The 23,696-nt window shown below is 54.5% G+C and carries 22 protein-coding genes and 1 pseudogene; 8 read left to right on the plus strand and 15 right to left on the minus strand.

What is annotated here, in order from left to right; translation table 11 throughout:
- Positions 1 to 393: 393 nt before the first annotated feature.
- The 3 genes from B5F88_RS00605 to B5F88_RS20565 form a co-directional block, all read right to left on the minus strand.
- Entirely contained in the window at positions 394 to 3,294 is a 2,901-nt protein-coding gene (locus tag B5F88_RS00605) for a S1 RNA-binding domain-containing protein (protein ID WP_087341066.1), read from the minus strand.
- A gap of 465 nt (positions 3,295 to 3,759) precedes the next feature.
- On the minus strand, positions 3,760 to 4,467 hold the full coding sequence (locus B5F88_RS00615; protein ID WP_242959575.1) for a recombinase zinc beta ribbon domain-containing protein: 708 nt from the start codon (positions 4,465 to 4,467) through the stop codon (positions 3,760 to 3,762).
- On the minus strand, positions 4,428 to 4,763 hold the full coding sequence (locus tag B5F88_RS20565) for a hypothetical protein (protein ID WP_162612085.1): 336 nt from the start codon (positions 4,761 to 4,763) through the stop codon (positions 4,428 to 4,430). The genes B5F88_RS00615 and B5F88_RS20565 overlap by 40 nt, the downstream gene beginning before the upstream one ends.
- Positions 4,764 to 4,830: 67 nt before the next feature.
- Between B5F88_RS20565 and B5F88_RS21240 the strand changes: the two are divergent.
- Positions 4,831 to 4,970 (plus strand): annotated as a pseudogene (locus tag B5F88_RS21240) (4Fe-4S ferredoxin); the annotation flags it as partial.
- 12 nt (positions 4,971 to 4,982) lie between these two features.
- On the opposite strand, the gene B5F88_RS00625 reads toward B5F88_RS21240, so the two are convergent.
- From B5F88_RS00625 to B5F88_RS00640, 4 genes are read right to left on the minus strand one after another with little or no spacing between them, the layout of a single operon-like run.
- Positions 4,983 to 5,507 carry an ankyrin repeat domain-containing protein gene (locus B5F88_RS00625; RefSeq protein WP_087341067.1) on the minus strand — a complete coding sequence of 175 codons (525 nt, stop codon included), beginning with the start codon at positions 5,505 to 5,507 and terminating at the stop codon, positions 4,983 to 4,985.
- A 21-nt stretch (positions 5,508 to 5,528) separates the two neighbouring features.
- A complete protein-coding gene (locus B5F88_RS00630; RefSeq protein WP_087341068.1) occupies positions 5,529 to 7,115 on the minus strand; it encodes an ankyrin repeat domain-containing protein in 1,587 nt (528 codons plus the stop codon).
- A gap of 2 nt (positions 7,116 to 7,117) precedes the next feature.
- The gene (locus B5F88_RS00635) at positions 7,118 to 7,633 is read right to left on the minus strand and encodes a hypothetical protein (protein ID WP_087341069.1); all 516 of its coding nucleotides are present in this window, start codon (positions 7,631 to 7,633) and stop codon (positions 7,118 to 7,120) included.
- A 57-nt stretch (positions 7,634 to 7,690) separates the two neighbouring features.
- Positions 7,691 to 8,080, minus strand: coding sequence for a helix-turn-helix domain-containing protein (locus B5F88_RS00640; RefSeq protein WP_087341070.1), 390 nt, complete (start codon positions 8,078 to 8,080; stop codon positions 7,691 to 7,693).
- A 138-nt stretch (positions 8,081 to 8,218) separates the two neighbouring features.
- On the opposite strand from B5F88_RS00640, the gene B5F88_RS00645 reads away from it, so the two are divergent.
- The 3 genes from B5F88_RS00645 (at position 8,219) to B5F88_RS00655 (ending at position 12,152) form a co-directional block, all read left to right on the plus strand.
- Positions 8,219 to 9,379 carry an aldo/keto reductase gene (locus B5F88_RS00645; protein ID WP_087341071.1) on the plus strand — a complete coding sequence of 387 codons (1,161 nt, stop codon included), beginning with the start codon at positions 8,219 to 8,221 and terminating at the stop codon, positions 9,377 to 9,379.
- 215 nt (positions 9,380 to 9,594) lie between these two features.
- Positions 9,595 to 10,170: a hypothetical protein gene (locus B5F88_RS00650; RefSeq protein ID WP_087341072.1), complete on the plus strand. Its 576-nt coding sequence runs from the start codon at positions 9,595 to 9,597 to the stop codon at positions 10,168 to 10,170.
- Positions 10,171 to 10,370: 200 nt separating this feature from the next.
- On the plus strand, positions 10,371 to 12,152 hold the full coding sequence (locus tag B5F88_RS00655) for a DUF4157 domain-containing protein (RefSeq protein WP_204246177.1): 1,782 nt from the start codon (positions 10,371 to 10,373) through the stop codon (positions 12,150 to 12,152).
- A gap of 94 nt (positions 12,153 to 12,246) precedes the next feature.
- Here the strand turns inward: B5F88_RS00655 and B5F88_RS00660 are convergent, their stop codons facing one another.
- A complete protein-coding gene (locus B5F88_RS00660) occupies positions 12,247 to 13,035 on the minus strand; it encodes a hypothetical protein (RefSeq protein ID WP_087341074.1) in 789 nt (262 codons plus the stop codon).
- A gap of 170 nt (positions 13,036 to 13,205) precedes the next feature.
- Between B5F88_RS00660 and B5F88_RS00665 the strand changes: the two genes are divergently transcribed.
- Positions 13,206 to 13,715: a hypothetical protein gene (locus B5F88_RS00665; RefSeq protein ID WP_087341075.1), complete on the plus strand. Its 510-nt coding sequence runs from the start codon at positions 13,206 to 13,208 to the stop codon at positions 13,713 to 13,715.
- Between the two features lie 60 nt (positions 13,716 to 13,775).
- Here B5F88_RS00665 and B5F88_RS00670 read toward each other — a convergent pair whose 3' ends face one another.
- From B5F88_RS00670 to B5F88_RS00700, 7 genes are all read right to left on the minus strand, one after another.
- A complete protein-coding gene (locus B5F88_RS00670; RefSeq protein ID WP_087341076.1) occupies positions 13,776 to 15,641 on the minus strand; it encodes an ABC transporter ATP-binding protein in 1,866 nt (621 codons plus the stop codon).
- Positions 15,638 to 17,797, minus strand: a complete 2,160-nt coding sequence (locus B5F88_RS00675) for an ABC transporter ATP-binding protein (RefSeq protein ID WP_087341077.1) — start codon at positions 17,795 to 17,797, stop codon at positions 15,638 to 15,640. Before B5F88_RS00675 ends, B5F88_RS00670 begins: the two co-directional genes overlap by 4 nt.
- Before the next feature lie 12 nt (positions 17,798 to 17,809).
- The gene (locus B5F88_RS00680; protein WP_087341078.1) at positions 17,810 to 18,268 is read right to left on the minus strand and encodes a MarR family transcriptional regulator; all 459 of its coding nucleotides are present in this window, start codon (positions 18,266 to 18,268) and stop codon (positions 17,810 to 17,812) included.
- A gap of 184 nt (positions 18,269 to 18,452) precedes the next feature.
- The gene (locus tag B5F88_RS00685; RefSeq protein WP_087341079.1) at positions 18,453 to 18,794 is read right to left on the minus strand and encodes a hypothetical protein; all 342 of its coding nucleotides are present in this window, start codon (positions 18,792 to 18,794) and stop codon (positions 18,453 to 18,455) included.
- 26 nt (positions 18,795 to 18,820) lie between these two features.
- A complete protein-coding gene (locus B5F88_RS00690; protein ID WP_087341080.1) occupies positions 18,821 to 19,942 on the minus strand; it encodes a hypothetical protein in 1,122 nt (373 codons plus the stop codon).
- On the minus strand, positions 19,935 to 20,435 hold the full coding sequence (locus B5F88_RS00695; protein WP_087341081.1) for a sigma-70 family RNA polymerase sigma factor: 501 nt from the start codon (positions 20,433 to 20,435) through the stop codon (positions 19,935 to 19,937). Before B5F88_RS00695 ends, B5F88_RS00690 begins: the two co-directional genes overlap by 8 nt.
- 141 nt (positions 20,436 to 20,576) lie before the next feature.
- Positions 20,577 to 20,771 (minus strand): hypothetical protein, encoded by a 195-nt coding sequence (locus B5F88_RS00700; RefSeq protein WP_087341082.1) that lies wholly within the window; start codon positions 20,769 to 20,771, stop codon positions 20,577 to 20,579.
- A gap of 189 nt (positions 20,772 to 20,960) precedes the next feature.
- Between B5F88_RS00700 and B5F88_RS20570 the strand changes: the two genes are divergently transcribed.
- The 3 genes from B5F88_RS20570 to B5F88_RS00710 all read left to right on the plus strand — a co-directional run bounded on the left by B5F88_RS20570 (position 20,961) and on the right by B5F88_RS00710 (position 23,695).
- Positions 20,961 to 21,101, plus strand: coding sequence for a hypothetical protein (locus B5F88_RS20570; protein WP_162612086.1), 141 nt, complete (start codon positions 20,961 to 20,963; stop codon positions 21,099 to 21,101).
- Positions 21,102 to 21,236: 135 nt separating this feature from the next.
- Positions 21,237 to 22,850: a CTP synthase gene (locus tag B5F88_RS00705; protein WP_087341083.1), complete on the plus strand. Its 1,614-nt coding sequence runs from the start codon at positions 21,237 to 21,239 to the stop codon at positions 22,848 to 22,850.
- Positions 22,851 to 22,966: 116 nt separating this feature from the next.
- Positions 22,967 to 23,695: an ABC transporter ATP-binding protein gene (locus tag B5F88_RS00710; RefSeq protein WP_087341084.1), complete on the plus strand. Its 729-nt coding sequence runs from the start codon at positions 22,967 to 22,969 to the stop codon at positions 23,693 to 23,695.
- The last annotated feature ends 1 nt before the right edge of the window (position 23,696 follow it).

Consider the following 23,696-nt stretch of genomic DNA (forward strand, 5'->3'; position numbering starts at 1 on the left):
GAACATGAAGCACCTGGAGGCCGCCGTTGAGGATGCCTCCATTGCTGGCTGACTTCATTCATTCCAGGGTCTGCAAACCAATTTGCGCAAAATCCTTGACACTACCTGACCTTCGGTCGGTCTTGACACGACCGACCTTCATGGTCGATGCATTGAAAACGATTTTAGACGGGCTATTCCGTTTGTTCCGTACCGGTAGTGCCCCTGGGAGTTCAGTTTGATTCCCTATGAGATGGCGTACTCCGATGCTTTCTGCTTTCAATCTTAATTGACTCAAAGGCGAGACTGGCTGAGAGATAAGCGTTTTTAATAATTTCCAATTGGTGGGGAAGTATATCGTGACTACATCAATAAATCCAAATAGGCATCTTGCTTGTTGATAAGCAAAACCACTTAAAGTAGTTCTTTTAAAGCAAGATTAATACGCTTCCTTTCAATATTAATTTCAATTATTTTAACAGAGATTGCTTGCCCTACATGGAATAATGTAGTCAGGTGTTCTCTTGGCAGAAATTCGTGTGATATATTGCTTATGTGAAGTAATCCTTTGTAGTTTCCGCTCTCACCAAAGCTGACAAAAACACCATAAGGAACAACTCCTGAAACAACTACATCTACACAGTCACCAACATGATAATCGTCTGCAATAAACGAATCCCACCAGAGGGGTACATTCGTTTGATTAAGTATGTTGCCCCCATTTTGTGATTCAATTAATTTGATTTTTCTTGTCAACTTCTCATGTGTTTGCTTAGCTTGGATTGCAAAATGTGATATGAATCGTCCAAAAGAGAATTCACAAATTTCTATACCAAAGTTTAGTTTTGCAATGTCTTCTGCATCAAACTCAATACATGCTTTCGATGTCTGAACAAGGCCCATTTGAACAGCATGCTTTACGCCTGGACGCAGTTTCTCAAACTTGTCTTCAATGGCTCCAAACAATTCTTTGCCAAATTCATTTATGGTTTGACTTAATTGCATTTTTCGTTTTGCAACTGAATCATAGCTGCGCAAATTCATGTCATAATATGTACAGTAGCTTGTTCCTAATGCAAAAAATTGCAAATTCTGTGGCGATGTTTTCTTATGACCATTGGCCTTGCTAAAGAATTGTCTAATAAAGTTCACTGCATCAGACTTACGATCCTCTTGTTGCCATAAATATTCAACATATTGATGGGCAATGTGTGCGTCATCTTTAAATAGAGGCAAATATTCGTAAACCAGTTCACTCGCCATCTTAGGATTCAAGTCATGAATAGTGAGATAACTTGCAGCATTCACCAAAGCCTGTCTGCGCAATTTAATAGGACACTTTTTTAGATTTAATACTCGCCTATATTTCCCAATTATTTCCTCTATATTTCCAGTAATTCTGGACTGGTCCGCCTCCTGAAGCATAGCTTCTTCAATTGTCACACTGATTTCTTTTCCACCCAAACTTTCAATTAGTCCTCTTATTGCTTCTTTTTGCGGTTCACCCAAATGGGAATATCTATCCTGCATGATTGACAACAGTTCTTGCGCATATACGCGTCCGTGGGTATCATTATAATGTTCAATAACTAATTGATTTACCAACTCATCTACTGCAGATTCAAATTTGTCATCATCAAGGATTTCCTTTTGTAATACATACCTTAACATGTCAAAGCGGAACAAAAGATCATCATTTACAACAGCAGGAATCGTTGCAAAGACTGTCTTTGCCGTTTCCGTAAGATAGTAAAAAACTCTGCCGTACAAAAAATCTTGGGCATCCGAGCCGCTATGTAGCGAAGAAAATATTGTGTCTTGCATCCCATTTTGCATATACAGATACGCAAACTGATAAATAAAAATGGGGCGTCCATTTGTGGCTGCCAACACCTTCTCTGGAATTCCTCTTTTTGTAAGCTCTTTCTTGAGCGTTCCGCTCAGTTCAGGACACTTCGAATCAATAATCCCTTGTAAGAAAGTACAAGTTGCTGTTATATCAAGTTCACCTGTTGGGATTGGTGTTCCTATGGATAAACGCAAATTCCGTGTAGTAAGAATAACTTTATGGTGATTGATATCTAAGTCTTTTAAGAATTCGCTAATTTTTTTCTTTTCTTCGTCCCGAAACGTTTCATAGTCATCAATTACTATGAGAAGTTTACCTGTATACTCTTTGATTAATTTTTCAGGTTCTTGCAATTTGCCATCTTCAAACTGGAATACTAAATCCGGATAAACGGTATGGATAACAGTTTCAATGATTTCACTATACCGCCGAACATACTTTGAACTGTTCTGTATGATTTTCCCCGTTATCGGGTTATATATACGGTCCTTAGCGGTAACAAAGACGATATATGAGAAGTGCATTTCCTTGCTACAAAAAAGTTGTTGGCAGACATACTGAATGCATGCAGTTTTTCCGACTCCGCCATGCCCCCATAAAGTGGCAGATACGTTCGATTTGTTTTTAAGCAAAAAATTCCAAACGATTTTTGAAAAACCAACATCTTGATACGTCTGATAATTGCACTCGAACCGATTCATCACGGTTCCGTTCATACCTACTTCTCGATACTCATCACACTCGCTATAACGCGCAAATTCGGAATAAATAACATATTCCTCCTGCGTATTACCAAACAGCGGACAGAGTTTAATTTGACCTGTTAATGAGTCGCTCAGAGTACTAAATACATATTCTTGAAAATCCACTCCATTTCGCTTCAGTGTGATGAATGGCGATAGTTTGTGATATTTGTTATCAATTTGAATATAGGTTCTTGGGAACTCCTCCTCATGAGGAAATGCTTCTTTAGGGCATACCCACCGACTCTTCTGCCCGGTTATATCAATGCGAATCCCATAATACTGGTGTTGGTCGCTCTTTTCCACATAAATCAGAGAGTGCTCATCTTTAAGAAGTGAAATTGAATTTATCAATCCATCGTAGAAAGGGGTTAGAACACCAATCAAATCTGAAGATAATGCATACCCATGACCTATCTTTACATTTCGTACTCCAGGGTAATCTGCAATTAACGATCGAGATTTTTTGTTTTGTAATACTTCCTTTTTCTTATCCAGCAATGTAATGGCTGATACAACATCCCCAATCGTCATACGATCAAAACTTGCGGCAATCCGTTTGCGGTCGTCAATTAGCAAACTATCGCCATTTTTATTCCACAAAAGACCAACAAGAAGAAAAAGTGAGTATTCAACACTTTTCCTAAGAGATACAATATACTCGTAACTGTCTTCGTCACAAATTGCGAGATCATTATTTATATGATTAAGAATATAGTCCATGTACCCAACTCCTTACCTCATAAAGTACATTTTCATTATAACCTTATTACAACTCACACGCAAGCAAAGACAACTCATTTCTACAAACGCTCATTTGTGGTTGACAACACATGAGCGACGGAGCAGTTCCTTTTCATGGGCATTAATCAGCACATGGATTATATACAAGAAAAATATTGAGATCAGTTATCTAAGCTACGACACATTATGTTTCCAAGCTCAAAATACTGCGTCCACTTTGGCCAAGCAGCAAATAAACAAGGTTTCCGGAAAACAGGAAAAACTGCAGGGGGTAGCTGCCCATCCAGCATTTTTATCAAACCATACACCGCAGTCCGTGGGCAGAAAACTTACCACCTTGCGAGAGCGTACGGTTCGCATCCGTAAGGTCGTCGGTTCGATCCCGATTAGGTCCACCACACTCGGGAGATCTCAAAACGAGATCTCCCGAGTTTTTTCATGCTTTCAGGATGCACGATAGTACACACTCTTGTCCCCTTCCGGATGCAGGAAGTCGAAGAACTGTGTGACACTGATTTTGAATTCCACTTCGATTTCAAAGTTCCTCCCGATATTCACCCGCTCAATGAGCTGCCGCAGGATCATCTTCTTTCCCTCGATACTACTCCCCGCATACAGGTCGGCCCAGGACATAATCTTGTCATACTCCTTTTGGACGGCAACGGCAGAACTCTTCAGATCAGCCGCTTTTTCCTTGGCCTGTTCCAACTCCTGGGCCAGCGCCGCCAGCTTGCTTCGGGTGTCTTCTATCATCTCGCCGAGGATGTCCGCTCCAAAACTGCCAGTCCCATTGATGGTTTTGATGATCTCTTTCTTGTAGCTCTCCAGCTCTCGTTCTGCGGCAGCATGGAGTTTCTCCAGATTGGCCACCGAACTGTTTGCCAGTTTGAGTTCTTTTTCCCGCTGCTTTTGAATGAGCTGGCTCCTGGGTGCAGTCTTCATACGCTCAAAGAGTTGGATGACGATTTTATCAATAATGCCGTCCAGTTTCTCACCGGAGTATCCGGTCTGACCGTCACAGTCCTGAGGATGGCGAATCTTGTAATGGCAGGCGTAGCGGATATGGGTTTCCCGTTTGGGCTCACCCTTGGCTCTTCTGCCGCTGCTGGTGGTCAGCACCAGTTTGGAACCACAGTGGGCGCAGTAGACCATCCCGGAGAGCAGCGCCTTCCCCTTGGAGTTAAAGGGCACTTCATTGTTCTGGTGCTCATAAATGCAGAGAGAAGATCGACGATCCGATCCTCACGCAGCACGGGTTCTTCTCTGCTGTCCGAAACCAACTCCCACACATTTTCCTCGCTGCGTCGAAGCTCCAGCTCCCGGTATTCGATGTCCCGGCCTACGCAGGTCAGTCTGGCTCTGCCGCTGCCCCGCTTTTCTTCCACCAGAGTGAAGCTGGAATCCACCGCGCCGCTGATGGCGGTGGTGCCGGAGATCCGATGGAACACATCCTCCGCCTTTTCCTTGCGCAGATGGTGGATGAGCAGGATGGCAATAGTTCAGCAGTTTGTCGATATGATCATCCATCTTAAGCTCTCTGAGAACAATCTCTCTGAGCCCTCAATTCCCGGCAACCGTCCCTACAAGAAAGCCGGTGGCGCCGGTCTGGTGCCCAAGCCCACAAAAGAGTGTGTCCGCTGCGGCGTATGCGCGCAGTCCTGTCCCGTTCAGGCGATCGACAAGGAGGATCCGAAAAAGGTGGATGATAAGGCGTGCATCTCCTGTATGCGCTGCATCTGCGTATGTCCCCGCACCGCCCGCAAGGCAAATGCATTATGTCCATCCTCATTGGTCAGCGTCTTATCCGCTCCAAGTTCCAGCAAAAAGCGGCACGCCTCGCTTTTCCCGCACCTAGCGGCATAGATCAGCGGGGTCCTTCCCTCCCGATCCGTCCCGTCCAGCTCAGCGCCCTGGTCGTACAACAGACGGATGATATCCCTGTTCCCTGCCTGACAGGCCATATGCAGCGCCATGCGGCTCTGATTGTCCGCGATGGACGCATCCGCCCCCGCATCCAGCAAAAGCTTTACAATATCCCGGGATCCCTTGGCACTGGCGTAATACAGAGGCGTAGCCCCCTGTGCGTCGCGTTTGTCGAGCTGGATCCCGCCCTTCTTCAAAAACGCCTGCACGACCCCCTTCTGCCCATTCTTGCAGGCGGTCAGCAGCATATTATCAAGATTCACCGGCATGATGATTCCTCCCCTATCTCCTTATTCCATGTACGGAAGCAGCAGCTTGACCAGAGGAGTGTTGTCCCGCTCTACCGCATAGTCCATCGCTGTTTTGCCGGACAGGTTGACCGCGTTGGCGTCCGGTTCTCCAAAGTCCAGCATCAGTTCCGTCATCGCCACTGCGTCATGGAGGGCCTCCTGGCATGCCGCATAGTGCAGCGCCGTATTCCCCTGCACATCCCGCAGCGTCACATCCGCCCCGGCCTCCAGAAGCGCTGTCTGTACCTCTTCCATTGTCCGGAAATTACTTGTGCATGACAACATCAACGGCGTCTGCCCCGCGTCGTTTTTCCGGTTCACGTCCGCCCCCAGACGGATGGCTTCCTCTACTACCATATCAATCACACTGTCTCTGCCCGAGCCTCTGCCATTCTGGGAAGCGCACGCCAGCCCCAGCAGGCAGTCATCCTGGTCGTTCAGGCTGCTGTCCAGGTCAAAGCCGTACTGCACCAGGAGCTCCACCAGCTGTTCTGCCAACCTGTCCCGGTAAAGATTCCGCGGCGCATGTATCATGATCTGCGGGCTGAACAGCGCCACGATGGGCTGCTCCCCCGCTCCATTCTTCTGAGCGGGATCCGCCCCCAGCTCCAGCAACAGCGAGGCCATGGGGATGTCACAGGTCTGACAGGCCACCGCCAGCGGAGAAAGTCCCTCAAAGGATTCCTGCTCGCTGATGGCGTTGAGATCCTCTCCCATAGCCACCAGCGCACGTACCGCCACTTCATCGCTCTTACGCACCGCCTGATGGAGCGTCATGCCACCCGCCGCAATTTTTTCCTCGCCCTCCGAAGAATGCTCCTCATCCGGAGAATAGCTGCCGTCCAGCAGGGCCGCCAGTTTTTTTGCGCCCGCACGCACCGCCAGCTTGTGGGCCGTCTCCAGCATGTCGTTTTCCGCCTCCGGATCCACTCCTGCATCCATGAGAATCACGGCACATCGGAACAAATCTTCCAGCTCTTCCTCAATCCTCTTTTTCCGCCGCTCCAGTTCCTCCATGGAAATCGGGCTGCGCATCTTGACCGGCAGAGAGTCCTCCCTGCCCTTCTCCTCGATCTCCTCGTCTACACGTTCCAGGTCCTGCAGCGGATTGTAGCAGGCCTGTGCAATCAGGTGCAGTCCCGTATCTCCATTTTGGTTGGTCTTGTTCAGCCTCACACCCCGCTCTGCCAGCGCACGCAAAAACTCCTTGTTGCCCGCCTCCGCGGCATAGTGATAGCAGAACATCCCATTAGAATCCCGGCGCAGCGCGCTCCCTCCGCCATCGAGAAGGGCCTGGGCCGTCCGGTAAATGTCCCCCTCCCTTGGAAGATAATTGCACGAAAAACCTTTCTTCGCCAAAAGGAACAGTGGAAGCTCGCCATACCTGGACGCCTGGTTCGGGTTCAGGCCCTGCTCCAGCAGCCAGGCCACCGCCTCCGGGTGGGCATTCTGGCTTGCAATATGTAGCAGATTGACGTCGCCGTAACCCTCCGCCTTTTCATTGAGTTCGCACTCCTGATACATGGGGAAGATGGTCTCAGGATCCGCATCTCTTTGGTAAGCTTTCCATACTTGCATGATATCCATGTTTAAGTCTCCTTTTCTGAGATCTGACGCAATGCCTTTTCTACATTTTCAAAGCGCTTTCCCTGCAGCGAGGCCACCAGAGTCCTGACCCGTGCTCCGTCGTTCAGCTGCGCACAAAGATCAATCATCAGCCGCAGGATTCGCTCCCGCGCATACGCAGGCAAACAGACAGCCTCCGCCTCCCGCATGGGAAAACGATACTGCGCCTGCGCACACTGTCGTTCATATAAAATGCGCAGGACCTCCGCCTCGCCGGAGGGCTTCTCCAGTTCCCTTTTTCCGCTCTTTAGGCAGGAAAGGGCCTTTTCCAGGCAGGAAATCGCCTTCTCCCTCTGACCTGCCTGTTCCAGACAAAGCGCCTGGTTATAGAACAGGGGGGCTGTCCGATTCCCGGCCGCAGACAGGCGCAGCAGCAGACGAAAGCTCTCCGCCCTGGCGCCCTGCTCATACAGAACGCAGGCAAGCGCCATCACAGTTTCTTCTTCCGTTTGGAGTGTTGGGGCCGTCTCAATCAGCATACCATCCACCTCCCCTTCTGTCGTTACATGATCTGCATATTGCGACTTTATTTGATATTATAACCCTGCTGCACCTATATTGTCCATATATGGTGGATTCTTCGTGCATTGGGGATTGGTGAGTTCAAACCGCTCATCTATATTTTTTTCGCCCCACTCACACATCAGTTCCAGAATCGTCTCCAAAGATCGCCCCTTCGGAGTAATGGAATATTCCACCCTCGGGGGTACCTCAGCGTACGCTGTGCGTGCAATCAGGCCGTCGTTTTCCAGCTCCCGGAGCTGATTGGTAAGGGTGCGCTGGGAAATCTGGGTAAGGGTGCGCATCAACTCGCTGAAGCGCTGGGTTCCATTTTCAATCAGGCTTTCCAGGATCAGCGGCTTGCACTTCCCACCAATCACTTTCAAAGTAACTTCCATTTCACAGGTCACTCGTATCTTCTCCATACGTCTCTCCCATAGTGAAATTGATTTCACCTTCTAAGAAAATTGTGCGTACTTGTCCTGCTAAAGTCAAACCGATATAATGCAAGTATACCTAATTTCAATTGTTTTGCAAGATAGCATACTTGACAGGAGGACAAGATGGAATACAGGACATTGGGCCGTACCGGCCTGCGGGTCAGCGAAATCGGTCTGGGCGGCGAGTGGTTCAACGGCCTAACCGCTCAGGAGAGTGCCGCCATTGTAGACGCGGCGCAGGAAAAAGGCATCAACTATATCGATATTTTCATGCCCCAGGCCCCTACCCGCAGTCATCTGGGGCTTGCCCTGGAGGGTCGCCGGGAGCAGTTCATCCTTCAGGGACATCTGTGCACCGTATTTGAGGACGGGCAGTATACCCGCACCCGGGACATCGAAAAAACCAAACGGTCCTTTGAGGACCTGCTGGAACGTCTGCACACCGACTATATTGATGTGGGCATGATTCACTATGTAGACAGCGAGGAGGATTTTCGTACCGTCTTTGAAGGCCCTGTCCTGGCTTACGCCAAGGAACTGAAGCAAATCGGTGTGATCCGCCACATCGGCATGAGCTCCCATAATCCTCATATCGCTCTGAAGGCCGTGGAGAGCGGGATTGTGGATGTGCTGATGTTCAGCATCAACCCCGCTTATGATATGGAAAGCGCCGAGACAGACATCTATGACCTGATGGAATTCAAGGGCATGGAGAAAGGCGGTCTGGTGGTGGATGAGGCGCGGCAGCGGCTGTACTCCGCCTGTGAAGCGGCCGAGGTGGCCATCACCGTTATGAAGCCGCTGGGGGCGGGTACCCTTCTAAAGGCGGAAAGCTCCCCCTTCGGCGTGGCCCTGACAGTCCCCCAGTGTATCCAATACTGCCTGGACCGCAACGGCGTCAAGGTAGTCATTGTGGGCTGCCACACGGTAGAGGAGGTGCTGGAGGCGGCTAAATACTATGACACGCCCGCACCGGAGCGGAGCTATGCTCATGTTTTCAGCGCTGGAAACGCCATCCACATGACCGGCCGCTGTATGTACTGCAACCACTGCCAGCCCTGTCCCGCCCATATTGATATTGCCGCCGTGACCAAATTTCTGGACCTGGCCGCCCAGCAGGATTCCGTGCCCGAGACTGTGGCACAGCACTATTGGTCCCTCTCCGCCACGGCAGACGACTGCCTGATGTGTGGCAAGTGCGAACCAAATTGCCCCTTTGGCGTAAAGATCCGAGACAATATGGCACGGGCCAGAACAATGTTTGCGCATTCCAGGAAAAGATAACCATATATGCCGGAAACGGATTATCCGGCACTTGCGCCTTTCGCTCCATGTTTCCCTTGCATAGAGTCAGTTTCGTGGTATAATAGAGATACCAGTTGAATTGATCTGGAAAGGAGGTGCAGAATATGACTGGTCTATATGGAGTCACTTGGGGCTCATCCAGTGTCTATTGGGGGCAATCGTCTCCTGTTGGACAGCAGGGACGGCTCACAGGCGTGTCCCGTACACAGCCTCAGGCCTCGGACCAGCCGGTGACCCCGGTGACTGCCACTCCTGCCGTGAGCCGGGAGCAGCCCAGCGCCGTTACACTGACCGGCAGTGCTCTCCCCAATTATCGGGAGGGCGCTGATCCCGCCGAGATGGCGGTACGCGGCCGCATTCAGTATCTCAGCCCGGAGGAACTGGACGCTGAAGTGGAGAAATCCAAATCCGCCCAGGAGGTCATGGAGGAGGGCGAGTGCCAGACCTGCAAGGAGCGGAAGTACCAGGACGGCTCCAACGATCCCGGGGTGTCCTTCAAAACTCCCACCAATGTGGCGCCGGAGCAGGCGGCTGCGGCTGTCCGAGGCCACGAGCAAGAGCACGTGGTCCGGGAACAGGCCAAGGCTCAGCGTGAGGGACGTGAGGTGGTGTCCCAGTCCGTTACTTATCACACGGCAATCTGTCCGGAGTGCGGCAAGGCCTATGTGTCCGGCGGCACCACCCGTACCACCACCCGGGCCGCTCAGGAGCAGCCGGTTCTCGACCCCACCCGTCAGGGCAGACAGACTCCCTTCTTTGCCGTCGCTTGAACAAAAATCCCTATCGATTGATAGGGATTTTTGCTTTTTAGTGCGGAACAACATTCCAATATCAGGATTTAATTACATTATTTTTATTTTTTGTGACGCAGACAGGAGCAGACGGGTGCAAATGATAAAACCGATTCACCCCGCTCCATGATATAATGAGACACACATATTTTAGGCGTTTCGGCAGCAGGAGGAATTCTATGTCCCAGATTTATATGGAGCAGCAGAAACGACGCCAGCAGGCCCAGCCCGCCTCCCTGTCCTCGGCGGTTGGACAGTCCTTGGAGCATTCGGCTGAAACCCTTCCGCCGGAGCTGTTGGCCAACGTTGACGCAGTACAGAATGTGAAACCCCACACCGGCAGAGAACTTCACCTGGATGAAAGCATGTCTGCCCGGATGCAGGCTCAGTTCGGCATCCGCATGGACCAGGTAGAACTGCGGGAATCTTCCCAGGCGGCAGAGATGGACGCAAAGGCCTTTGCCAAGGGCAACGTGGTTCAGTTTGCGCCCGGGCAGTTCCGGCCGGATACGCTGGAGGGCCAGCACCTGATCCAGCACGAACTGGCCCACGTCGCCCAGCAGGCCCGGGGCGGTGTCCAGTCCGACGTCCCCGGCCTCAATGTCAATGCGGACGAGGGACTGGAACACCAAGCCGACATGGGCAGCATATCCGCCGGAATGGGCGCTCCCGCCTCCCTCAGCGGGATCAGCGCCGACGCCGCGCCGGTACAGGGTGTATTCGGCGGAATCAAAAGCTGGTTCCAGAAAGCCAAGCGCTCCTACCGGGCTGGCAAGCGGATGGCCCAGAAGGATGCCGAGGTCAAGCAGCTGCTCCAGGAGCAGGAAGGCGAGCAGGATGAAATGGTAGCCGCCATGAAGCGCGGCGGATACAGCGACGAGGAAATTCAGGCCCAGATCATGTTCCAGCGGGTCAACCGATCGGATGAACGTGCGGATCGCTTCCTGAGCTCCCTGAACGAAATGATGGTCTCCCCCGAAATGGAGGCTTTGGAGACAGAGAGTGAATTAGGCAACAAATACGCCCGCCTTGGCCGTGGCGCAATGAGGGAGAGCACCCGCAAACGGCGCTTCCAGCGGGAGGAGCATCTGCGCAACAATGTGCTGGCGGACCACGCCTACACCCAGCAGGCGGAGCAGGTAGCGGACCAGATGGCCTCCGACGCCGTCGTAAAACAGGCGCAGTACGACCCATCGGGCATGAGCACCGTGATAAACGCCATTAAGGGCAGGGCTTACGCAGGCATCAACCAGAATTCGGTGGGCCAGGATGTGGGTTCCGGCAACCGCTTTGTCTTCATGCGGGGAAACGATAAGGGCCTGAAGAACTATTTTGCCATGTTGAAAAAGGCGGGGGCGGGAACCAATCAGTCCATGCTCCAGCCCCTCGCCGCCGGGCTGGAGAGCCTGCCGGATACCAAATACAGCGAAAGCACCGGCGATGAACGAGCGGCCTATAACAACCAAGCACTGGGAGATTTTGACACCTATCTGGCCTCCGCCGCTCAGGACGAACATATGATGGATGCCCTCCGGCAGTCCGCTGACTTTTACTCAGGGCTAGGAGAGTACGATGCGGAGAAAAATCCCGGCGGCATGGTGGGCGGCCGAGAGGAGGCCCTGCACCGTGGTCTGAACGACATGCTGCTACGCAGCTTTTTTCCCGCCGTGATGACTAATCCTGAGGTGAACGCCAATGCCAACAAGGGCAAAGTGCTGAGCCGCGCCAACGCCATGATGAAGCTACAGACCAGCGCTCTGGCCCAGTCCCTGGGAGGCCAGGGGGACTACAGTGAACAGGAGCTAGCCATGCGCAGTAAGCTACAAAAATTCTACCAGGATACCGGGCTGATGCCGGCGCCGCCCACTCAGCAAGCCGCGGCGGCAGTACCGGAGCCTGAACCGGAGATTGCTCCGGAACAGCTGAGTTTTCAGCAGAAACGCCGACTGTACGGCGGCTGAGTAAAGTAAACGCCGCTCTGTGACCCAATCAACTCGGATCACAGAGAGGCGTTTTTTGTTTTTGCTTCATCTGGTATGCCGTATATGACTATGTTTACACATCCAGCCGTATATACTGCGTCTGCCCACTGAGGAGTTCCCTTAATTCAAAAATTGTCCCGGTAAGCAGATCTTTTTTCTGCAGGATGACCACAGAATCATGAAATACCGGCAGAAGCAGCTCCTCCGTCTCCAGTACGAAGTCAAAGGCCGTACAGAGAACCTGACACTTCTCCTCCCCTGCCGGACCGGCAGTCATTCCGTCATTGGAAATATGTACCTGCAGCTGCTCTCGCCCTTGCCATGCCGCTTTTTCCCGCAGCAGCCGCTCCGCCTCCCGGTCAAAGGGATTTACTCTTTCCCGTTTCCGAAACACCAGCGCGGCAAGTCCAATCCCTATGGCGGCAAGTCCCAGAGGCAGCCATCTGCCCAGCTGCTCAGGGCTGCGCGCCGCCCCCAGACAAAGCAGGACGCCCACAATCAAATCCAGAACGCCCAGCAGCATCCGCTTGCTCCGCCAAAGGCCCACCGTGCCTGCCCCGAAGCCCACGGCGCCCACGATCAGAGGAAAGGTCAGCTCTTGCGGCGCCATCAGTCCGGGCATCAGAAGAAACACGCCCAAGCCCCAGTTCATCAGCCCCAGTAATCCTCGGTGCCGCTTTTGTCTCCTCCCCCCTGACTGCGATGAGCTTCCCGCACCATTGAGCTTGTCCGTCAGCTTCCACATCCTGGGACACCGCTGCCGGGATACCAGCTCCACCCGCTTTTCCAGCGCACGGCTCACCTGAGGCCGCAGATGGGCTGCGTCCAAAGGCGTGAACTGAAAGGTAAAGCGCTGTTCCAAGGATTGCACCTCCTTGTTAAAATCATATTCTGCCCTTTGATTGGCTAACAGTATAGCATAACCTTTTGCAGATAATCTATCTTTTTTCTTAAACTTCCGAATGTGTTGCAAACTCCTGGTAGTTCCGATATCATGGGTTCCAGAACGACTTTAAGTTTTGGAGGTACACCATGAAAAAATCCGCGCTTTTTGTCCCGGTGCTTGTCTGCTTTGGTCTGCTGGCCGGCTGCACCGGTCAGCCTCAGGCCAGCAAGCGGGACAGCATCCCATTCACCCAGGGGCAGCTCTATGCCGCAGCCTATCTGGGCTATCAGCAGATAGACGATCTGAATTACTATGTGGAGCAGTATCTGGACAGCGACCAAATTCCGGTACACTATCTTTCGGACGGCGACTACTATCTGGTGATCCCCCGCTACTCCGGCATGAAGCTGGCCCTGTATCACAATGACATAGAGACCCTCGAGCCAACCTTGCTCTATGAGGACCCCGACTGCCAGCCTTTCATCCTCCAGTGTAATGCCAGCGATATTTTTGCCGACGCCACCATTTCCCTCACATATGGAGAGGAGACGGCGGAGTTCTCCCCTTTTATCTCTCTGAAAGACGGTTCGGTGGAAATCGGAGACCAGGGGCTGGATCTGACACGGAGCACCGAGACACAGCAGACAGAGCCATAGCCTACAATCCCCATCACAAAACAGGGACCGGCCACAACGGGCCGGCCCCTGTTTTGCCTATTATGCGCTGGCTTCAAACTGCGCGTTGTACAGTCCGGCGTAAAAACCGCCCTTTTCCAGCAGCTCCTGATGGGTACCCTGCTCCACAATGTCGCCGTCCTTCATCACCAGAATCAGATCGGCCTCCTTGATGGTGGAAAGCTGGTGGGCAATGACGAAGGAGGTACGGCCCTTCATCAGGTTATTCATGGCGGCCTGGATCAGGTGCTCTGTCCGGGTATCCACCGAAGAGGTGGCCTCGTCCAGAATCAAAATCCGGTTGTCTGCCAGTATGGCCCTGGCAATGGTAAGCAGCTGCTTCTGCCCCTGAGACACGTTGGAGGCATCCTCATTCAGCTCCATCTGATAGCCGCCGGGCAAAGTCTGGATAAAGTGATGGACATGGGCCGCCTTGGCGGCGGCGATCACCTCCTCGTCGGTGGCGTCCAGACGGCCATAGCGGATATTCTCCATAATGGTGCCTTTGAACAGCCAGGTATCCTGGAGTACCATGCCGAAGGCCTCCCGCAGCTTGGTACGGTTGAACTCCCGCACGTTGTGGCCATCCACCCGGATGGCCCCGGCGTCCACGTCGTAGAACCGCATCAGCAGCTTGACCATGGTGGTCTTGCCCGCCCCGGTGGGACCCACAATGGCCACCATCTGTCCTGGCTCCACCTTTGCGGAGAAATCATGGATAATCGTCTTTTCCGGCACATAGCCGAATTTCACATGGTCAAACTCCACCGCCCCGGTGAGCTGCTCGGCGGGCACCGGGCAGGTATCGGTCTGTTCCTCTTCCTCTTCTGCCAAAAACTCAAATACACGCTCGGCGGCGGCAGCCATGGACTGGAGCATGTTGGACACCTGGGCAATCTGGGTCACCGGCTGGGTGAACTGCCGCAGATACTGGATAAAGGCCTGAATATCCCCCACGGTGATGGCCCCCGCCACCGCCAGCATGGAACCGGACACCGCTACCGCCACGTAGCCCAGATTGCCTACAAAGGTCATGATGGGCTGCATCATGCCGGAGAGAAACTGACTCAGCCAGGCCGACTTGAAGAGCACAGCATTGGTCTGGTCAAACTCCCGAATCACTTCCTCTTCCCGGTTGAAGGCCCGCACCACGCTGTGGCCGGAGTAGGTCTCCTCCACCTGTCCGTTGATTTTGCCCAGATACTTCTGCTGCGCCACAAAGTATTTCTGGCTGTGCTTCACCACCAGCATCACCAGCCCCGCCGACACCGGCAGGATCACCAGGGCAATCAGGGTCATCAGCGGCGAGATGGTGAGCATCATCACCAGCACACCGATCAGGGTGGTTACCGAGGTGATCAGGGTGGTCACCGAGGTGATCAGGGTGGTCACCGACTGGTTCAGGCTCTGGCCCAGGGTATCCACATCGTTGGTAATGCGGGAGAGCACCTCGCCCACGGTGCGGGACTCAAAGTACTTCATGGGCATCCGGTGGATCTTTTCTGAGATATCCCGCCGCAAACCGTAGCAGGTCTTTTGGGTAACCCCGCTCATGATCCAGCCCTGGAGCAGGGAAAAGCCGGCACTGATGAGATAGAGCACGATCAGCAGCCCCAGAATGCGGCCAATTTTGCCGAAGTCAATGCCTCCAACTCCCTGTACCTTGGACACCAGGCCGGTAAAAATCTCCGTGGTGGCCTGGGAGAGCACCTTTGGCCCCACAATATTGAATATGGTGGAGCACACGGCGAAGATCCCCACCAGGGCCAGCTGGAGCTTGAAGGTTCCCATATGAGACAACAATTTTTTGATAGTGCCTTTGAAATCCTTGGCCTTTTCACCGGGCACCCCGGGTCCCCGGTGGCCCATAGGTCCCCGGGGACCCGGGGCGGTATGACGCTCACTCATGCGCCTGCACCTCCCAATTCCGCTTCTGAAAGCTGGCTTCTGGCGATCTCCTGATAGGTGGGACAGTTGGCCATCAGTTCCTCATGGGTACCGATACCCGCCACCTTGCCCTCGTCCAGCACAATGATCTGCTGGGCGTGGAGGATGGTGGAGATCCGCTGGGCCACAATGATGACGGCAGCATCCTTCACCTGCTGGCTCAGCGCCCGGCGCAGAGCGGCATCGGTCTTGTAGTCCAGGGCGGAGAAGGAGTCGTCAAACAGATATACCTTTGGATTTTTGGCAATAGCTCGGGCGATGGATAACCGCTGCTTCTGACCGCCCGACACGTTGCCCCCTCCCTGTGCAATGGGGGACTGATAGCCCTCCGGCTTGGCCTCGATAAAGTCGCTTGCCTGGGCAATAGCCGCGGCCTGACGCATGGCCTGATCGGTGATGTCCGCCCCGCCGAACTTCAGATTGCTCTCAATGGTGCCCGAGAAGAGCACCCCCTTCTGGGGAACATACCCCAGCAGGCTGTGGAGCTTGTGGAGGGACAGTTCCCGAATATCCACGCCGTCAATGGTGATGCGGCCGTAGCTCACATCAAAGAACCGCGGAATCAGATTGAGGAGGGTGGATTTGCCGCTGCCGGTGGAGCCGATGATGGCGGTGGTCTCCCCTGGCCTGGCGGTGAAGGAGATGTGCTCCAGCACGTCGGCCTGAGCATCAGGGTAGCGGAAGGACACATCCTCAAAGCACACCTGCCCCCGCCACTCCTCGTTGCTCGTATCCCGGTTCTTGCCGGGCTCCGGGTCGTGAATGGTCACCTGGGTATCCAGCACCTCCTGGATCCGCTTGGCGGACACACCCGCCCGGGGCAGCATGATGGATACCACCGAGATCATCAAAAAGGCCATGACAATCTGCATGGTATAGGTGATGAAGGCAATCATATCTCCCACCTGCATGGTACCCAGATCCACCCCGTGGGCCCCCGCCCACACAATGAGCACCGAGATGCCGTTCATAATCAGCATCATCACGGGCATCATCATGGACATGGTGCGGTTGGTAAACAGCTGGGTGCTCATCAGGTCCCGATTGGCCTTGTCAAAGCGTTTTTCCTCGTACGCCTCCCGGCTGAAGGCCCGGATTACGCTCAGGCCAGTGAGAATTTCCCGGGAAACCAGGTTTACCCGGTCAATAAGGTTCTGCATCTTCTTGAACTTAGGCATAGCCACCGCCATCAGCACTACGATAAGCGCCAGAAGCACACCCACCGCCACAGCGATGATCCAGCCCATGCCGGTGCGGGTGGTTGCCACCCGGACAATGCCTCCGATGCCGATAATAGGGGCATAGAGCACCAGCCGCAGCAGCATGACCACCACCATCTGAATCTGCTGGATATCGTTGGTGGACCGGGTGATCAGTGAGGCGGTGGAGAACCGGTCTATCTCCGCATTGGAAAAGGACACCACCTTGCGGAACACCTGGCCCCGCAGCTCCATGCCCACGCTGGCCGCCACCCGGGAGGCCAGCATACCCGCCGTGATGGCGGCGGCCACCATCAGCAGGGTCAGCGCCAGCATTTTGCCGCCGGTGGTCAGCAGATAGTGCTGCTGAAGGGCGTCCAAATCCACGCCCAGCGCCTGGTACTCCTGCCGGACAAACAAAATGGCCATCTGACCGGTCATGGTCTCAGCGGCGGCGCCGTACTGTCCGGTCATTGCCTCCATCTGCGCCATAAGCTGAGATTGAACGGCCTGGCGGCCCGTCTGCTCCGCCTGCTGAACCAAGGCGGCTGGGTCTACCCCCTGCTGCCCCATCTGGTAGAGAGCCACCATGGGCAGGCTCAGCATCTCATCCAGGCGGTCAAGTGTATCCTTGTCCCTCACCGCCAGCGTGTAAACCCCATTTCCGTCAGAGGTGTAAGCCTCCCGGAGGACTGCCTCGTCCTCATCGCTCAAAAACAGCGTCAGAGCCTCCAGAGTGCTCTCCCGCATCTGCTCCGGGGTTACCCGCTCCACACCGCTCTGCTGGATCCCCACATCCACGATGTCCGATGTGTACCGGGGCAGCGTCAGGTCGCAATAGGCCTGTACACACAGCAGCGCCAGAATCAGCACCACCATCCCCACATGTTTTTTCAAATATCGCAGGATATTCAGCATACCCGTTCCTCCTTACTCCAGCGGCATTCTGTCCCGCTCTTCCAAAACGGCCTCCGTCAGCTGGTCCAGCTGAGCCGTCAGCCCGCGCAGGGCGTCCTCCCCCATGCGCTGGGCCACCCGGCGGGCCAGTTCCTCCATCTGTCGCCGGCTGGCCTCCAGCAAGCGTTGTCCGCCCTCTGTCAGTACCACATAGGTGGTACGCCGGTCCCTGGGATTGGTCCTGCGCTGGAGCAGCTCCTTCTCCTCCAATTTCCGCAGGGTGCGGGACACCGCCGGAGGAGATGCATGGGTACACTCCATCAGCGCGGAGACATATACACCCCCAGCTTCCGGTTCCTCCGCCAGCCTGCGCTGAACCAGCTGCAGCATCCAGTATTCCCCCATGGGCAGCCCGCCCATAGGCAGGCTCTGACGGACCTGTGCCAGCCGCCGCAAAGCCCCGCCCAGCTGTTCCACCAGATCTTCTTCCATATTTATTGTCCTCCATCAATTATTAACTTAGTTATCTATTAACGCATTGCACATATTACAACGTCCTTGCCCGGAAGTCAAGGTAATTTTCGCCGTAAAATTGTAAACACTTTGTGAAGGAGGAAAACAGAAAACCTCCGGCAGAGCGCCCATGGGCGCTCTGCCGGAGGTTTTCCGCTGTGTTTTATTCGGTCTTGGTAATGGCGGTGATCACAGGGTAAGTCCCATCCACGCCCAGCTCCCCGGTGTAGGACACGTCCACCCTGTCACCCTCGGTAAAGCCGTCCATTGTAATGCCCTCGCCATACTCCATAGTTTGATACTCCCCGTCATCGGTGAGCAAAACCAGATAGTTGTCAATCCGATTGATCACACCATGGACCACTTTGCTCTCCGTTTTTTCCTCCGTGACAGTGGGCTGACTGCTGGCAGGAGGCTGGTTCGTTCCGCCTCCCTTGGCGCCGCATCCGGTCAGGGACAGGCCCGCCATCATCAGGGCCAGGGCTATACAAGCAATTCGTTTCATGATATGTTACCTTCCTTTTTTCTGATTTATGGCTGTGCTTGCCGCTGGAACTCCTCCGGCGGCTCTATTCCGGCTGTCTGGTAAAAGGCAAATACTCTGTCCCAGTCCACCGTTTCCTCATAGTCCTGAAGCAATCCTGCCAGTCCCCGCAGCATGGTGTCCCGCTCCTCATCGCTGGCATTTGCAAAATGGTGGTCCATAAAGTCCAGTACAGGCTCCACCCGGTCTGACTGAAGCAGCAGCTGATAATACTGGTTCAAAAAGCAGCTGCTCTCATAGGCCTCCATGGTGGGAAAACACACCGGCACATTGTTGCCCGTGCGTGCCTCCACAATCACGTCTCCCTGCAGCGTGAGCCGCCGGGCCTCCGCCTGCTCCATAGTCGCCTCCTGCCCAAACTCCAGGAAAAATTTCCCCTGATCATCCCGCAGAACCCGGGCGCCAGAAGCGTTATAGCGGCTGGCCGCCTGCTGGAACCCATCCGCATCAAAGGACAGGGTCCGCACAGAGTAAACCGTATCCAGCTGGATCTCCGCTGGGGTAAGCGCAATCACCAGGCTGCCGGGGTCCCGGTACTCCTGAATCTGCACGTCGGCATCGCTCTCCAGCTCCAGCTGTATCGACGTGGTATCGCCGGTGCTGGTGGGCAGCTGACAGACAGACTTGATGTATTGGCTGGTATCTCTGGCCCGGGAAATCTCCGAGAGAACCTCAACCCCGTCTGTTCCAGGCATTGTAATGGTGATTGTCTTGGGATAGGAAGCAAACTCCACCTGATACAGTGCCGCGTCCTCCTGCCGGAATTCCAGCCGGATTTGCTCCCTGTCGCCGCTGCGCTCCATGGTCAGCACGGCCATGCCCCCTTCGCCCCGGACGCCGCCCTGAGCCAAGGGCTGGTTCTTCTCAAACGCCCGTACCAGCTGACCCACCACAGGCAGCTCCCGCACCGCTGCAGCAAAGGCTGGAGAAAATCGCACGCCGCCCGCAAAGAGTGTCAGCACCAGCAGAAAAGAGCAGGCTGTGCGTGCAGCCATTCGTCTCCGTCTGGCCCGCCGGGCCGCTATCTCCTTTCCCCGGCACATACCTTGCCGGAGTACCTCTCCCAGATCAGCGGGAATCTCCACCGATATCTCCCAGTCTCTATCCATATACCTGCATCCTTTCCCGCATGGTCCTCAAACCGCGATAATATAGGGATTTTACGCTGTTTTCCGGCTTTTTGAGGATCTGTGCAATTTCCGCAAAGGTCATATTCTCATAGATTTTCAGAATAATGACCATACGGCTCTTTTTCTCCACCCCGGCCAGTGAGTCTCTGACCCAAAGCGCGTCGCCCCAGTGCTCCTCCTGGTCCAGCGGCTCCAGCAGCTCATCATACCAGACAGCCGTCCGTGCATGCCGGCGCAAAAAGGAGGAAGCCGTATGGGCCAGAATCCGATAGAACCAGGGATAGAACTTCTCCCGATCCTTCAGGCTCGCCTTTCCCACGTAGGCTTTGCAGACTGCATCCTGGACAATATCCTTGGCGTCCTCAGCGTTATGTACATATCCATAGGCTACACGATAAAATGAGTCGCTTTTCGCCTCAATCAGCCCGAGGAACTCCTCGTCCGTCAGTTCTCTGTCTGCCCGCAGCTGCATTCTGTTTCGACCTCCTTTCTACATCATAAGACTCCCGCCTTTCCTGGATAGTTGCAAAGAATTTTCTTTTTTCCAACAAATCATTTGGCAAAAAAAGCGTCTCCGCCCAGTGGGCGGAGACGCTTCCAAGATATCGTTTATTCAGCGGGCCCCGCAATAGGCTCCGATGGCCCGGAACTGGCGGGTTACCGCCCCGCACAGCTCGTTATAATAGTTTAGGTAGTCCTTCTTGGCCTGCCGCTCCTTACGCAGCCTGGTCTGAAACTGCCTCCACTCCGCGCAGCTCTTATGGCAGCCCTCGCAATAGGCCGAACAGCTCTTTTGACAGGGAATCACAAGAAAAACCCCTTTCCTCCTATATGGTTTTACAGGCAGCCTTGCCGCCGTCACTTTGAGGATATCAGATTTCAGGCACGCTTTCTATCAAGATATGGTAAAGACTTCCTAAAATCTTTCCCGCTTCTTCGACATCGTTCAGCAAAACACACCTGCCCGCCGGGTTATACTGAACGGCGGAGGTGGACCATGAGACGCTTTTTCTGCCGGGCAGGTATCTGCGCCTCGTTATTCTGTACCAATCCTCTGGCCTTTTTCCGCGCCGCCGTCCGTCCCTACAGTTCCGGCGGCAGGGAGCTGCGCCGCCTGCTCCGGACGTGCGGCCGCTGAAATTCTCTCCGGTTTTGCATGTTTCCGGTTGACATCCTGCAAAACAAGGGGTAAGATAAGGTGCGTTGCAGGACAGAGAGGTCCCGAAGGATATTCGGGGCCTCTCTGTCTATTTTCAGGGGAAGGAGTCTTATTGTGACGAAATATATTTTTGTAACCGGCGGGGTGGTGTCCGGTCTGGGCAAGGGAATCACCGCCGCCTCCCTGGGCCGTCTGCTGAAAGCCAGGGGGCTGAAGGTTGCCGCCCAAAAGCTGGACCCCTATATCAACGTGGACCCGGGCACCATGAGCCCCTATCAGCACGGAGAGGTATTTGTCACCGAGGACGGCGCGGAAACCGACCTGGATCTGGGCCATTACGAGCGGTTTATTGACGAGGACCTGAACCAATACTCCAACCTGACCACCGGCCGGGTATATGCCAACGTCATAGCCAAGGAGCGTCGGGGGGAATATCTGGGCGGCACCGTGCAGACCATTCCCCATATCACCGACGAGATCAAACGCTTTATTTACAGCGTGGGCCGGAAAACCAGCGCCGACGTGGTGATCACCGAGATCGGCGGCACCACCGGTGATATGGAGAGCCAGCCCTTTCTGGAGGCCATCCGTCAGGTGGGCCGTGAGATTGGCCGGGACAACACCCTGTTTATCCATGTGACGCTGGTGCCCTATCTGCGGGCCTCCGGTGAGCACAAATCCAAGCCCACTCAGCACTCGGTAAAAGAGCTTCAGGGCTTTGGCATCTCCCCTGACCTGATCGTGCTGCGGTGCGACGAGCCCATCCGGGATGAGAGTATTTTTGAGAAAATTTCCGGCTTTTGCGGCGTGAGCCGGGACTGTGTCATCGAAAATGTGACCCTGCCCAACCTGTACCAGGCACCTCTTATGCTGGAACAGGCTCACTTTTCCGATGTCGTATGCCGTCAGCTGCGCCTGAATACCCCCGCTCCCGACCTTACCGAGTGGCAGGCGCTGGTGGAGCAGATGGGGCGGCAGGACCGCTCAGTGACCATTGCCCTGGTGGGAAAATACATCCAGCTGCACGACGCCTACCTGTCTGTAGCCGAGGCGCTACGCCACGCGGGCTACGGGCTTCACGGCCGTGTGGACATCCGCTGGATCGACTCTGAAACCCTGACCCCGGAGAACTGCGGACAGATCCTGTCCGGCGCGGACGGGATCCTGGTACCCGGCGGCTTTGGCAGCCGCGGCATTGAGGGTATGGTGCTGGCCGCCCAATATGCCCGGACTCACAGACTCCCCTATCTGGGCATCTGCCTGGGCATGCAGATCGCGGTCATTGAGTTTGCCAGAAACGCCGCCGGCCTCATCGGGGCCACCTCCGGGGAATTCGACCCGGACTGTCCCTATAAGGTCATCGACTTTATGCCCGGCCAGAGCGACAGCATCGACAAGGGCGGTACCCTCCGTCTGGGCAGCTGGCCCTGTCAGGTACAACCGGACACCCTGCTGGAGCGGTGTTACAGCCAACCCCTGATCCAGGAGCGCCACCGCCACCGCTATGAGTTCAACAACGACTACCGCCGCCAGCTGGAGCAGGCCGGACTGGTCCTCAGCGGCACCTCCCCTGACGGCCGCCTGGTGGAGGCGGTGGAGCTGCGGGACCATCCCTTTTTCCTGGGCGTTCAGTTTCACCCGGAATTCAAGAGTCGGCCCAACCGGCCCCATCCCCTGTTTCACGGTTTTGTTTCCGCCGCACTGGAGCAAGAACCCAGAGCAAATTAGTTCGGCAACGGTTACAAACACAGCAGCCTGCCCGAAAAGGCAGGCTGCTTTTCTATATCCGCCCGCCTTGACGGGAGAATGACAGAACCGCTATAATATAGACAAATTAACTAAAAATGCAGCCGCTGGAAGGGGTGGAGCTTGTGTCCGGAGTGCGTTTGGAGCATGTGGTACGGGAATATGTCATGGGCAAAACCACCATTCGGGCGGTAGACGATGTGAGCTTTTCCATCCCGGAGGGGAAATATACCATCATCCTGGGCGCCAGCGGCGCAGGCAAGTCTACGGTGCTCAACATTCTGGGCGGGATGGACTCCCCTACCTCCGGACTGGTAACGGTGAATGATAAAGAGATCTCCAACTTCAACAAGAAACAGCTCACCCAGTACCGGAGGGAGAGCATTGGCTTTGTGTTCCAGTTTTACAACCTGATGCCCAATTTGACGGTACTGGAAAACGTGGAACTGGCCAGCCAGATCTGCAAAAATCCCCTGGACGCCAGACAGGTGCTGGACATGGTGGGGCTGGGCGATCGCATGGGCAACTTCCCCGCCCAGTGTTCTGGTGGCGAACAGCAGCGGGGCGCCATCGCCCGGGCACTGGCCAAAAATCCCGATGTACTGCTGTGCGACGAGCCCACTGGCGCGTTGGACTATGTGACGGGCAAGGCCATTCTGGCCCTGCTCTACGACCTGTGCAAGAAAAGCAAAAAGACAGTAGTGGTGGTCACCCACAACGGAGCCCTGGCCCCCACTGCCGATGTACTCATCCGCATGAAAAGCGGCAAAATTGAGTCCTTTACGGAAAATCCCAATCCGGTACCGGTGCAGGAGCTGGAGTGGTAGC

The organism is Flavonifractor sp. An306, assembly GCF_002159455.1.
In the GTDB taxonomy this organism is placed as follows: Bacteria; Bacillota; Clostridia; order Oscillospirales; family Oscillospiraceae; genus Flavonifractor.